We start from the raw sequence: 13,586 nt of genomic DNA, 5'->3' as shown, positions 1-13,586 counted from the left end.
ATTCCCCCTTTTATGCTAACAGGCGGCCGACGAGTTTGACACAATCTGCCGCATCCTTGGAATAGCCATCGGCCCCGATTTCATCAGAGAAACTCGGCGTGACGGCCGCGCCGCCGATGATGATCTTGCCGTCGTAATGCTTATCCGCCGCTTCGGCGATGACGTCCTTCATGTGCATCATGGTCGTCGTCATCAAAGCCGACAGCCCGACGACAGACGCTTTTTCACGCAGCGCCGTCTCGATGATCGTACCGGCCGGCACGTCCTTGCCCAGATCGACGACTTTATAGCCGTAGTTGCGCAGCATGAGACCGACCAGGTTCTTGCCGATATCGTGGACGTCGCCTTCGACGGTCGCGATGACGATGGTCGCCATGTCCTGCTGGCCCGGTTCCTTCTTGATGAGCGGTTCCAAATAGGCAATGGCCGTTTCCATGGTGTTGGCGCTGGCAATGAGCTGGGGCAGGAAGTAGACCTGTTTATCGTACAAATCGCCGACTTTCGTAATGGCCGGGATGAGCAGGTCGTTGATGACCGCATCCGGTGCCATGCCCTTGGCCAGTTCGGCCTGGGCCAGGGATACGACGGCATCCTTTTCCCCTTCCAGGACGGCCTGATAGACGGGATTGACCGGCCCTTGTTCAGTCTGCTGGGACTCCCCCGCCGCCGCCACGTCGGCCGGCATCCCCTGACGGGCCAGGAGTTCTGCCTCTTCCTGGCGTTTCTTTTCGGCTTCTTTCTTGTCGAAATACTGCATGCGGTGGATATAGGCCAGGTCGCTGCCTTCCTTATTCATGAGCATGTTGGCAGCCGCTGCCGTATTCATGAGCAGGTCCTGGGACGGATTGGCAATAGCCATGGTCAGGCCGCTGGCGATGGCCATGCCCAAGAAGGTGGCATTGACATACATCCGGTCGGGCAGGCCGAAGGAGATATTGGACAACCCGCAGACCGTCGCCAGGCCCAGGTCGCGTTTGCAGTGCGAGAAAGTCGCCATGCAGTCCAGGGCCGACGTCGGTGCCGCCCCGACCGTAGCCACCAGGGCATCGACGACGACGTCTTCCGGCGTAAAGCCATGGTCATAGGCATCGGTCAGGAGTTCGTCGAGGACGGCGTGCTTTTCTTCCAGCGTCTTAGGGATACCGGCGTCGGATACGGGCAGGGCAATGAACATGGCGCCGTACTTCTTGACGACCGGCAGGAGCTGTTTGCGCTTTTCCGTTTCACAGGAAATGGAATTGACCAAGGCCCGGCCGGGATAGATGCGCAGGGCCGCTTCCATGATTTCCGGCGAACTCGTATCGATGCTGAGGGGCAGGCCCGATACGCCCGTCACTTCGTAAATGGCTTTGAGCATCATTTCCTTTTCATCAATGCCGTTGGTCCCCATGTTGACATCGAGGATGGCCGCGCCGTTGCGTTCCTGTTCGCGGGCCATGGCGCGTACCAGGTCTAGCTTTCCCGCCCGCAGTTCAGCCTGGAGCTTCTTCTTGCCCGTCGGGTTGATGCGTTCACCAATGACCTGGAAAGAGCCGTCGAGCTGGATTTCCACGACCTGCCGTTCCGAAGCCAGGACGCGGTGATGGCTGGCATGAGGCGCTTTCGGCGTCATCTGGCAGACCGCATCGTGGAGGGCCCGGATATGGTCCGGCGTCGTCCCGCAGCAGCCGCCGACGATATGGGCACCGGCTTCGATGAGCAGTTTACCGTCCTGAGCAAATTCTTCCGGCGTCGTCTTGTAGACCGTCTTGTCGCCATCCCATTCCGGCAGGCCCGCATTGGGCTTGGCAATGAGGGGAACCGTTGCATATTCATACATCTTCTGGACCGTTTCCACCATATCGGCCGGCCCGGTCGAGCAGTTCAGGCCGACAGCGGCGACGCCGAGATGCTGCAGGACGACGACAGCCGCTTCCGGCGGCGTCCCATAGAGGGTACGGCCGTCTTTTTCAAAAGTCAGCGTCGCCATGATGGGCAGGTCGCAGACTTCTTTGATGGCCAGGACGCAGGCTCGCGTTTCCTGGAGGCTCATCATGGTTTCGACAATGAACAGGTCGACGCCGGCATCATACAAGACCTTTGCCTGTTGGCGATAAACATCGACCAGTTCCTCAAAGGTCAAGTCGCCCATGGGATAGAGCTGCTGGCCCGTCATGGTCATATCGCCGGCGACCAGGGCCTTCCCCTGGGCGGCTTCCTTGGAAATGGCGACCAAGCCCTGGTTGATGGCGGCCAGCTGGTCGTCCAGACCGTATTCGGCCAGTTTGATGCGGTTCCCCGTAAAGGTCGGTGCATACAAGATTTGGCTGCCCGCTTCGACGAAGTGGCGCTGCAAGTCGATCATGACCTGGCGGTTCTCCAAGATCCATTTTTCCGGGCAGACGCCGATAGGCATGCCCGCCTGTTGCAGATTCGTCCCGGTCGCACCGTCGAGCATGACGACGCCGCGGCTGAGCAAGTGCTGGAATTCTTCGTTAGTCAATCTAAGTTCCCCCTAAAAATTCAGATAGTCGATATATAAACGCTGAAAGGCTTCATCGTTGCCGAGGACGATTTCTTCCGCCCCGTCGGCGATGGCCTGTAACGTGTCTAAAGTCACGGTGCCTGTCAAAAGGCCGATGGCCCCTTTCAGGGACGTATTGCCCACGGCCGTCGTCCGTTCAGCCAAATCCGGCGGCAGCAGGCCGATGACAGCCGCTTTCTGCGGATCCAGATAATAGCCGAAGCCGCCGGCCAGCCAGACCTGCCGGATATGCTGGCGGGAAAGGCCGCTCCGTTCGATGAGCGATTCGATACCGGCCCGGATGGCGCTCTTGGCCATCTGGATTTCCCGGATATCCTGCTGGCTCAGGATGATGCGCTGATAATCCAGCGTCGATGCCAGCGGGAAGCCTTTATGGAAATAAGGTTCGACGAGTTTCCCCGTTTCGTCGACCAGGCCTTCCCGGACGAGGCTGGCCATGGCTTCCAGGATGCCCGTCCCGCAGATGCCGACAGGGACCCCATGGTCGATGGTCCGCACCTTGGCCCGGCCCCGCTCGATGCGGACCCCGCAGATGGCCCCGGGCACACTGCCTGTTCCCCAGGTCAGCTTGCCCCCTTCCAGGGCCGGCCCGGCCGGTGCCGAAGCGATGAAGCGTTTCTCTTTGTTCCCCAGGGCCATCTCCCCATTGGTCCCCAAATCGACGAACAAGCTGAGGTCGTCCGACGAAGCGACGCCGCACTGCCAGATGCCGGCCGTAATATCGGCACCGACGTAGGTACTCATGCCAGGCAGCAAAGTCACCGTGCAGTCCGTAAGTACGCCCTGCCGTCCCAGAACGGCCTGTACTTCATAGGTCCCGCCACCTAGCGAGACGGGATGGAAGGGCCAGTTCCCCAAGCCCTCACAAGACCAGCCCATGAGCAGATGGAGCATCGTCGTGTTGGCCGCGATAGCCATGCGGTGACAATGGCCGGCAACGCCGGGATGGTCCTGGAAGAGTTGTTGCACAAGGCGCGTCAAATCGCGACGGACGGCTTTCTGCAAGGCCTTTCCCTTGCCATGGCAGGCAGCGCCGATACGACTGATGACGTCGGCCCCAAAGGAACGCTGGCTGTTGACGGCCGTCGCCGTCGCCAGGATCTGGCCATCGGTGCAGTCGACGAGGGCTGCGGCTAACGTCGTCGTCCCGATATCGACAGCCAGCCCGTAGTCATGACCTTCCGTTACCACAGCAGCCGGGTCCGTCGAGTCGGCTGCGACGGCCGAAAAGCCCTGCTGCTCCTGGACCGGGACGACGAGCTCTACGGCATCGCAGGTCACGGCCTTACAGGCCAGGCGCCAGCCCTGGGCCAGTTGTTCATCAGAAAAGATGCGCCGGTCTTCGGGCGTGACCGGCAATGTCCCCTGGACGACGCGGACGCGGCACTTGCCGCACATGCCCTTACCGCCGCAAGGCAGGGCCAGAGCCGTTCCCTGAGCCTGGATATAGTCATGGACCCGGCAGCCTCCGGGGCAGGTAATATGCACTTCCTGAGACGTTCCAGCCTGGCGCTGGGTGCAATCCGTCTTCGGGCAGGATGTACAATCGTGATTCACTTGGAACACAGCCGGGTCGTCGCCTAAGTCAAAGACCAGGCTCATGGACTTCACCGGCGACAAAGCCATCGAGGCATTGACCGTCACGCCGACCGTCCGGCCGGCAGAAGTCTCACGGATGACATCGGCCTGGACCGATAAAGGCAGGTCGCTTCCCGGCTCGTGCCGGCAGACGATGCCGCAGCCCTTTTGCCGGCAAATGAGTCGGAGCTGCTGGAGAACCTGCTGTTCCAAAGCAAACAGACACGTATCCGCCATGGCATCGAACAGCAGAGCCCCTACGTCGTCGCCGTCATCGCGATAGCGGTCCAGCTGACGACTCACAGCCGCGCCTAACGTCAGGATGACATAGAGCCGTTCCCCGGCAAAAGCCAGAGCCGCCTTGGCCTGCAAAGACCGCCGCAGGAGCGGTGCCATATCCCGGCACATCCCTTCAGCCCGTTCCCAGGCCTCCCCTTTCGAGCCATAGCCGGCAAAGCGCAAGGCCTGCTCTATATCGGGAACAATCCGCTGCCCCCGGATGATACGAATATCTGCCATATACTTCCTCCTAAAAAGATTATCCATAATACATAAATTATATAACCTCAAGGCGTCTCGTGGCAACACAATCTTAATAAAAAAAGGGATGGTCACACGCGCAACAATCCCTTTCAAGCCATTAGTGGCTAGCAGTTAGTTGTCAAATTGGGCGAAATATAAGCAGTTTCATCAGTATCTTCTAATAGCAATTTTGCGTAGACATAAATACAAAAGGTAGAAGATTTCTTTGACATGCCCAATCATAGTTCAACCTCTCCGCCCTGCTGGGGCACCTCTCCTATAAAGAGAGGCAAAACAAAAAGACCGCACATGAAGATTTTTATCATGTACGGTCTCTTTTTCATTGATGGTGGGCCCACTTGGGTTCGAACCAAGGACCAACCGGTTATGAGCCGGTGGCTCTACCACTGAGCTATAGGCCCAAAGGATAAGGCACAAGGCCTTACCAAATCATTATACGCTAATTGACATATGACGTCAAGGATGGATTTCGGCTTAAAGGAAATCTTTGATTTTTTCCCGTTTGCCCCAGTTTCGGAGTTTGCTCAGGGCTTTGCCTTCGATCTGGCGGATACGTTCACGGGTGACGTTGAAGTGCTGGCCGACTTCTTCCAAAGTACGCGGACGGCCGTCTTTGAGGCCGAAGCGCAGGTAGAGGACCTTGCGTTCCCGGTCAGTCAGACAGGAAAAGACGTCTTCGATCTGTTCTTTCAGCAAGATGAAGGAGGCAGCGTCGTCAGGGGCGACGGCTTCCGAGTCTTCGATGAAGTCGCCGAGGTGGGAATCTTCTTCTTCGCCGATCGGCGTTTCCAGGGATACCGGTTCCTGGGCAATCTTCATGATTTCCCGGACACGTTCTACGGGAATGTCCATCTTTTCGGCGATTTCTTCCGGCAACGGTTCGCGGCCTTTATCCTGCAGGAGCTGACGGGAAATGCGGATCAGCTTGTTGATGGTTTCGACCATATGGACCGGGATGCGGATGGTCCGGGCCTGGTCGGCAATGGCGCGGGTAATGGCCTGGCGGATCCACCATGTCGCATAGGTACTGAATTTATAGCCTTTGCTGTAGTCGAACTTGTCGACGGCTTTCAACAGGCCCAGGTTCCCTTCCTGGATGAGGTCCAGGAACAACATGCCCCGGCCGACATAGCGTTTGGCGATGCTGACGACGAGGCGCAGGTTGGCATCGGTCAGTTTCTTCTTGGCAATCGTGCCGGCTTTGATGTCTTCTTCTGTCGCATCGGGAGCATTGCCCTTTTCAATGGCCTTGGCCAGGGTAATTTCTTCTGTCGCCGACAGCAGGGGGACGCGGCCGATTTCTTTCAGGTACATGCGGACCGGGTCATCGATATTGATGCCTTCCGGTACGCTGAGGTCGACATTGTGCAGATCCGGCACTTTTTCTGCATCTTCATCATCTATATCATCGTGTTCATTCATGGAATCATCTTCGCCGATGATGTCGATGCCCTTGTCGGCAAAGACTTCGTACATCTTATCGATCTGGTCCGGCGTCAGTTCGTCTTCTTCCATGAGGTTCATGATTTCTGTATAGGTCAGGCTGCCTTTCTTCTGCCCCATTTGCAAGAGCTGCTTGATGTGCTGCAGGGCCAGGGCCTGGCGTTCTTTTTCACTCAACGGTTTCTTTACGGCTGCATCCTTTTTCTTGGACGTCTTACGGCGCGTCGTTTTCTTCGTCGTTTTTTTCGTTACTTTCGTATCATCTGTCGTTTTATTCACCATGGTGTACAGGCTCCTTTCTGCTCCTCAAGACCATTGTTTCATTTCATCGTTAATTTTTTTACAGGCTGCAAGCTCTTCAGCCAACCTTGCATCGCCATTCCGGCTATAAGTAGCAGCCAGGCGGCTGTGCGCCAGGTACTGCTTTTGTAAATCGGCCAGGCGAAAGCGCTTGACATAATCCATCAGTACATTTTCGTCCATTGGGACATCTTGTAGAACCATAATTCGTGCTACTTCTTCGGCCTCCTCAGGAGTTAATTTTTGCTGGATGTCATGTGGTGTGTACATCCCTTGGTGTGCATACGTATCCAAAATGAGCTGGTAAATATGGCGCCGCCGCCCATCGGCAAAGAGGTCCGGCGAGACTTTGGCCTGGACCCGCCCGCAGGCAGCCGGTTTTTCCAGGAGAAAACGCAGGATATTCTCTTCAGCCACGGCCATGGAGCCGTTCCCGCGGGCTGCGGCATTTTCCTGGGATACGGACTGGGAGATAACGACCTGCTGCTGGCCCGCTTCCGGGTGGGCAGCGACGTATTTATTGAACTCGCTGCGCACGGCGTTTTCCCCGATTTGGAGCTGGCCTGCCAGTTTCTTCAGGAAGGCTTCCAGGAGGACCCGGTTATCGACGGCGGCGACGACGGGAAGGACCATGGCCGTAATGGCCGATTTCCCTTCGAGGGTCGTCACATCGAACTGCTGCAGCGCCCGCATGAGCATGTAATCGAGCACATTCGGCGCTTCATCGACAGCCTGGCGGAATTTTTCCGGTCCGGCGGCGTTGATGTATTCATCAGGATCCTTCCCCTGCGGCAGGGACAAGACGCGGATGCGCATGCCCAGGCCGCGGACGATTTCCATGGCCCGCCGTGTCGCCTGCCGGCCGGCGCCGTCCATATCGTACCCCAGGACGAGTTCTTTGGCCTGGCGCTGCAAGAGCCGCGCCTGTTCCGGCGTAAAAGACGTCCCCAGGGACGCGACGACATTACGGATGCCCCGGTTATGAGCGGATACGACATCCATATAGCCTTCGACCAGGATAGCCTTGCCCTGCTCATAAATCGCTTTATGGGCCAGGTCCATGGCGAAGAGAAGGCGTCGCTTATTGAAAATCGGCGTTTCCGGCGAATTGAGGTACTTCGGCTTGCTGTCGTCGAGGACGCGGCCGCCGAAACCGACGATGCGGCTGCGGCCATCGCGGATGGGAAACATGACCCGCCCGCGGAAGGCATCGTAAAAGTGGCCGTTCTTTTCCTTGGCCAGCCCCAGGAGGACTAATTCCCTGCCGGTGACGCCTTTTTTCATAAAGGCTGTCGTCAGCTTATCCCAGCTTTCCGGGGCAAAGCCCAGTTTGAAAGCTTCGATGGTATCGTCCGATACGTGGCGTTTGTGAAAATAAGCCAGCCCGGGCTGGCCGTAATGGGTCCGGGTCAGGCAGTTATGGAAAAAGTTACCTGCCATTTCGTTGATCTGATACAAGCGGTCCCGCTGTTTATCGCGGGCGATTTCTTCGGCCGACCGTTCGACGACAGGCAGGGCGAGGTGTGCCCGTTCGGCCAGTCGTTCGACGGCATCGGAAAAGGAAAGGTTTTCTTTTTTCATAATGAATTGGAAGACATCGCCATGAGCATGGCAGCCGAAACAATAGAAAAAGCCTTTGTCGGCAGCGACGCTGAAGGAGGCGGTCTTTTCATTATGGAAAGGGCAGCAGGCCCAAAAGTTCCGGCCCTGCCGTTTCAGCGACACGTAATCGGAGATGACGCTGACAATGTCATTGGCCTGTCGGACCTGTTCGATAAATTCGCTGGAAAACCGTTTCACTCATATCACCTGTTTCATTTCAATAACGCTGACGTATATATTATTCTCTACCCACCTGTGAAATTCCTTCTTTAGGGAACACTCTTTTCTCGCAAATCATAAAAAATGGATACATAACATTCCTATGATATACTATTTCGACGCGGAGCGTCAAGTTTCCTTTTCCAGAAGATGATTTTTTCTGAAAAACCGCACGCTCAGGCCCTTGCGGGCTAAAATATAGCCCACATGATTTCACGAAATGTATGGATTTATTTATTTTCATTTTGTATAATAGATGTAGACAAAGCCAATATAGGGGAAATGCATATGATTCATTTTACCGTCGGGACGATTACCCGGCCCACATCCTTAGGCGGCGCCTTGAAACACTTCGGCGTCTCATCGACGCTGCGGCGCCGGATCAAACACAACGGCATCTGCACCATCAATGGACAGGCGGCGTCGACGCGCGACTTCGTCCAGGAAGGGGATGAAATCTGTGTCACCCTTCCGGAAAAGAATTCCTTTCCGCCAGAGGATATACCCATTGGCATCGTCTACGAAGACGACTACCTCATGGTCATCGACAAGCCGGCAGGCATCCTGATGCACCCGACATCCGCCGTCCGGGACGGGACCCTGGCCAATGCCGTCGCCTATCACTATGAAAAGACGGGCCAGCACTGTTCGTACCACCCAATGCACCGCCTGGACAAGAATACGTCCGGCCTCTGTATGGTCGCCAAGGAGCCGCAGATCCAATATGCTTTCGATAAGCAGGACCTGGGGTATAAGCGTTTGTACTTAGCCATCTGTGAGGGACGATACCCATCGCGGGTCACAACTGTACACGCCCCCATCGGAAGATGTCCCGATAGCATCATTACCCGCTGTGTCCGCCTCGACGGAAAGCCGGCCTGGTCCGATTTCACCTGCCTCGCAGCTGGTAGGGACTACAGCCTGCTCCAGGTCGTCCTGCACACGGGACGGACCCATCAGATCCGGGTCCACAGCAGTTACCTGGGCTATCCCCTGGCCGGCGACGACCTCTACGGCGGTTCGCGCCGCTTCATCGGCCGCCAGGCCCTGCACGCCTACTGCCTCCAGTTCACCCACCCCATGAGCCATCGCTTCATCACCGTTAATTCCCGGCTGCCTGAAGATATGGACGCTCTCGTCCAACGGGCCGGCTGGAATTATATATACTAAAACATCTTTACGTATTATGTAGGAGGAATGTAAACATGCCATTAATTGGAACTACAGAAATGTTTAAAAAAGCCTATGAAGGCCACTATGCTATCGGCGCATTCAACATCAACAACATGGAAATCGTCCAGGGCGTCACCCAGGCCGCTGCTGAATTGAATTCCCCGATCATCCTTCAGGCTTCGGCCGGTGCCCGCAAATACGCTAAACCGCCGTATTTGAAACATCTCGTAGAAGCAGCTTTGGAAGATCATGATCTCCCCATCGCCCTTCACCTCGACCACGGCGCTGACTTTGAAACCTGCAAAGACTGCATCGACGGCGGTTTCACTTCCGTCATGATCGACGGCTCGAAACATTCTTTCGAAGACAATATCGCCCTCACGAAAAAAGTCGTTGAATATGCACACGCTCACGGCGTCGTCGTCGAAGGCGAACTGGGCCAGCTGGCCGGCATCGAAGATGATGTCAAAGTTGCTGCTCATGAAGCTCACTATACCCGTCCGGAAGAAGTCGAAGAATTTGTATCCCGCACGGGCGTCGATTCCCTGGCCATCGCTATCGGCACCAGCCACGGCGCATTCAAATTCACACCGGAACAGTGCACGCGCAACGCAGACGGCGTCCTCGTACCGCCGACACTTCGCTTCGACATCCTCGAAGAAGTCTCCAAACGCCTGCCGGGCTTCCCGATCGTCCTCCACGGCGCATCTTCGGTCGTACCGGAATATGTCAAGATCATCAATGAAAACGGCGGCAACCTGGCCGACGCTATCGGCATCCCGGAAGACCAGCTCCGCAAAGCGGCTTCCATGGCTGTCTGCAAGATCAATATCGACTCCGACCTCCGTCTCGGCCTGACTGCCGGCATCCGTCAGCACATGGCACAGCACCCGGAACATTTCGACCCGCGCCAGTACCTCGCCGACGGCCGTCAGTTCGTCCATGACATCGTCGCTCACAAGATTAAATGCGTCCTCGGCTCGGAAGGCAAAGCTTAATCGTATGTCTTGTAAAAAAGGTATTGATTTTTTCTGCGCCATATGGTAAAATTTCTTCTAGTGTTCTTGTAAATTAGGGAGGTGAATCCATTGCCGCAGATTAAATCCAATATCAAAACGATGGAAAAAGACGCAGCTCGTCACGCAGCTAACTCTCAGGTTAAATCTTCTGTTCATACTGCTATCCGCCGTACGACCGAAGCTATCGCCGCTGGTGACGCTGAAGCTGTTAAAAAAGCATTCGATAAAGCTAGCAGCGTAATCGACAGCGCCGCACAGAAAGGCGTTCTCCATAAAAACACTGCAGCTCGTAAAAAATCCCGTTTGGCTTCCAAAGTCAATGCTATGGGTAAATAAGCTTGACTGAAAAGGGGGACTGGCGCATGAAGGTTTCGACCATCATGCACGGTCCCTTTTTCGTTTATGTTTGAGGTTTGAAGCTTGAAGAAGGCCTTTAAATTTAAAGCCATCCGCTAACAACTAACTGCTAGCCACTAACAACTTTAAAGGGCTTGTCGTTGTGCGACAAGCCCTTTTTCATACAAGGAGGATGCTATGTCCCCCCATTTATTTCAATTGCGCCATTTCTTGGTCCTGTTCTTTCCCCTGCTCCTGACGCAGATGGCCCAGGTCGGGACGGCCGTTTTCAGTTCGATTTTCAGCGGCCGCGCCGGGACGATCGACCTGGCCGGCGTCGCCGTGGCCGTCAATATCTGGTATCCCGTCTTTGCCGGCCTGTGCGGTATTTTCTTCGGCATCTCGCCGATCATCGCCCAGCTCCGGGGTGCGAAAAGGACCGAAGAAATCCCGCCGTACATCATGCAGAGCCTGTACCTGAGCCTGGGCTTTACAGTCGTCATTTTCCTGGCCGGTGCCGTTCTCATGCCGCCCTTCCTCGACTTCATGGGCCTCGACGCGCCGGTCCGCTACATCGCCTGGGAATACCTCAAGGCTCTGGCCCTGGGGCTGGTCCCCATCTGCCTGCAGGCGACGATGCGCTATATCGTCGACGCCCACGGCAAGACCCACGTTTCCATGACGATCTTAGTCATCAACCTGGTCCTGACGATTCTCCTCTTCCGCCTGCTCATCTTCGGCGCTGGTCCCATTCCGGCCATGGGCGGCATCGGCACGGGCTATGCCATCACCATCGCGTCGTGGCTGTCTTTCCTGCTCTTTGCAGCTGTCCTGCAGTGGATGGAACCGTTCCGGTCCTATCACCTGTGGAGCCGCCTGCGGCCCGTCAGCTGGCATCACATCCATCACCAGCTGGAATTGGGCATTCCCATCTTTATCGCCGTCTTCTGCGAAACGAGCCTGTTCTCCATCGTCGGCCTGTTCATGGCCGAGTTCGGCACGCTGTACCTGGCCGCCAACCAGGCCGCCATCAGTTATTCGACCCTGACGTACACCCTGCCCTGGAGCATCAGCCTGACGGCGACCATCGTCATCGGCTATGAAGTCGGCGCCCGCAATTACGCCGCAGCCCGGCAATACGCCGTGCTCAGCCAGATGACGGCTTTTGTCATCGCCCTCGGGCTCATCGCCATGACCTATCATTTCATCGACCCCATCGCCAGGGTCTTTACCAGCGATGCCGAGACGTTCTGGGCCATCCGCATGTTCATCTTCTATGCCGTCGCCTTTTCCTTCTTCGATGCCGCCGGTACGCCGGTCCAGGGCATCCTGCGCGGCTATAAGGACGTCAAGATCATCACTTATGTCGCCTTCGTGACGTACTGGCTCATCAGCATCCCCATGGGCTATGCCATGGCCCACGCCACGTCTTACGGCCCCTATGGCTACTGGATCAGCCTCATCATCGGCCTGGCCATCAATGCCAGCGCCCTGAACTGGCGCCTGTGGAAACATACGGCCTGGAAAGTTCCCATCTCATACCCATCTACTAAGGAGTGATTTTATGCCAACTACTCAGCAATTAACGGCTTATGCCCGCGTCCTCTTACAGAAGGGCCTGAACCTGCAGCAAGGCCAGACCCTGGTCATCAACGCCCCTGTCGAATCGCACGACTTCGTCGCCCTCTTGACAAAAGAGGCCTATACGGCCGGCGCCGCCCAGGTCGTCTGCAACTGGCGATCTGACGCCATGGCCCGCCTGCGCTACGAACACGAAGACCAGCAGTACTTCGAGTCCCTGCCGGACTGGCGCCGCGACTTCAGTCTCTATTACTACCATAAGAAAGCGGCCTTCCTCAGCCTCATCTCGGCCAACCCGTATCTCATGGACGGCATCGACACTAAGAAGATCTTCGCCCAGCAGAAGGCCCAGAACGAAGCCCTCAAGGAATACATCGACGGCATGATGGCCTCGAAGACGACGTGGCTCGTCGCCGCTGTCCCCAGTGCCATCTGGGCCAAGCTCCTCTATCCGGACCTCGACGCCGACGCCGCTTATGAAGCCTTGTGGAAGCAAATCCTCCAGTCATCCCGCGCCGACGGTGCCGATGCCCTGGCCGACTGGGACTCCCATCTGGCAGAGCTGAAGAAACGCCGGACCTGGATGACGGATCAGCACTTCACCAGCCTCCATTATACCAACAGCCTGGGGACGGACCTGACCCTCGGCCTGCCGGACGGCCATATCTGGCAGGGCGGAATGGAAGAGACGGCAGACCACCTGCTGTTCAACGCCAACATCCCGACGGAAGAAATCTATTCCGCGCCTAAGGCCGACGCCGTCAACGGCACGGTCTACAGCACCAAGCCCCTGGTCTATAACGGCAACCTCATCGACAAGTTCCACCTGACCTTCAAAGACGGCAAAGTCGTCGCCGCAGCCGCCGAAACGGGTGAAGACGTCCTGAAGAAACTCATCGCCATCGACGAAGGCGCCTGCCGCCTCGGCGAAGTGGCCCTCATCCCTTACCATTCCCCCATTTCCCTGTCGGGCATCCTCTTCTATGAAACGCTCTTCGACGAAAACGCCTCGTGCCACCTGGCCCTGGGCGCATCGTATCCGACCTGCCTGGCTGGCGGCGCCGATATGGACAAAGACGCCATCGCCGCAGCCGGTCTCAACGATTCCATGATCCACGTCGATTTCATGGTCGGTTCGCCGGACCTGACCATCACCGGGACCAAGGCAGACGGCACGACGGTGCCGGTCTTTACCCATGGCGACTGGGCACAATAACGATTTTCCATTGACAAGCCCGGCCATCCGTGCTATTATAAGACGCAACAAC

At 56.6% G+C, this 13,586-nt stretch carries 9 protein-coding genes and 1 tRNA gene; 5 read left to right on the top strand and 5 right to left on the bottom strand.

Annotated features, from left to right (window positions below; translation table 11 throughout):
* Positions 1-10 precede the first annotated feature (10 nt).
* From C6362_RS09980 to dnaG, 5 genes are all read right to left on the bottom strand, one after another.
* Positions 11-2,482, bottom strand: a complete 2,472-nt coding sequence (locus C6362_RS09980; RefSeq protein WP_014016794.1) for a homocysteine S-methyltransferase family protein — start codon at positions 2,480-2,482, stop codon at positions 11-13.
* A 12-nt stretch (positions 2,483-2,494) separates the two neighbouring features.
* On the bottom strand, positions 2,495-4,621 hold the full coding sequence (locus C6362_RS09975) for an ASKHA domain-containing protein (protein ID WP_014016795.1): 2,127 nt from the start codon (positions 4,619-4,621) through the stop codon (positions 2,495-2,497).
* A gap of 350 nt (positions 4,622-4,971) precedes the next feature.
* Positions 4,972-5,046 (bottom strand) — tRNA-Ile (locus tag C6362_RS09970).
* A gap of 73 nt (positions 5,047-5,119) precedes the next feature.
* Positions 5,120-6,370, bottom strand: a complete 1,251-nt coding sequence (gene rpoD / locus C6362_RS09965; protein ID WP_014016796.1) for an RNA polymerase sigma factor RpoD — start codon at positions 6,368-6,370, stop codon at positions 5,120-5,122.
* A 24-nt stretch (positions 6,371-6,394) separates the two neighbouring features.
* Positions 6,395-8,188: a DNA primase gene (gene dnaG, locus C6362_RS09960; protein WP_014016797.1), complete on the bottom strand. Its 1,794-nt coding sequence runs from the start codon at positions 8,186-8,188 to the stop codon at positions 6,395-6,397.
* Positions 8,189-8,497: 309 nt separating this feature from the next.
* On the opposite strand from dnaG, the gene C6362_RS09955 reads away from it, so the two are divergent.
* The 5 genes from C6362_RS09955 (at position 8,498) to C6362_RS09935 (ending at position 13,534) form a co-directional block, all read left to right on the top strand.
* Positions 8,498-9,379, top strand: a complete 882-nt coding sequence (locus C6362_RS09955) for an RluA family pseudouridine synthase (protein WP_014016798.1) — start codon at positions 8,498-8,500, stop codon at positions 9,377-9,379.
* A gap of 35 nt (positions 9,380-9,414) precedes the next feature.
* Complete coding sequence (gene fba / locus C6362_RS09950) at positions 9,415-10,380, top strand: class II fructose-1,6-bisphosphate aldolase (protein WP_014016799.1); 966 nt, start codon at positions 9,415-9,417, stop codon at positions 10,378-10,380.
* A 90-nt stretch (positions 10,381-10,470) separates the two neighbouring features.
* Entirely contained in the window at positions 10,471-10,737 is a 267-nt protein-coding gene (rpsT, locus tag C6362_RS09945) for a 30S ribosomal protein S20 (protein WP_014016800.1), read from the top strand.
* Positions 10,738-10,935: 198 nt separating this feature from the next.
* Complete coding sequence (locus C6362_RS09940) at positions 10,936-12,297, top strand: MATE family efflux transporter (protein WP_014016801.1); 1,362 nt, start codon at positions 10,936-10,938, stop codon at positions 12,295-12,297.
* 4 nt (positions 12,298-12,301) lie between these two features.
* Positions 12,302-13,534 (top strand): aminopeptidase, encoded by a 1,233-nt coding sequence (locus C6362_RS09935; protein WP_014016802.1) that lies wholly within the window; start codon positions 12,302-12,304, stop codon positions 13,532-13,534.
* Positions 13,535-13,586 lie beyond the last annotated feature (52 nt).

Origin of the sequence: Megasphaera elsdenii DSM 20460, assembly GCF_003010495.1 — a bacterium.
Lineage (GTDB): Bacteria > Bacillota > Negativicutes > Veillonellales > Megasphaeraceae > Megasphaera > Megasphaera elsdenii.
The sequence above is the reverse complement of the archived record's forward strand: the minus strand, read 5'-3'. Positions and strand labels throughout refer to the sequence as shown.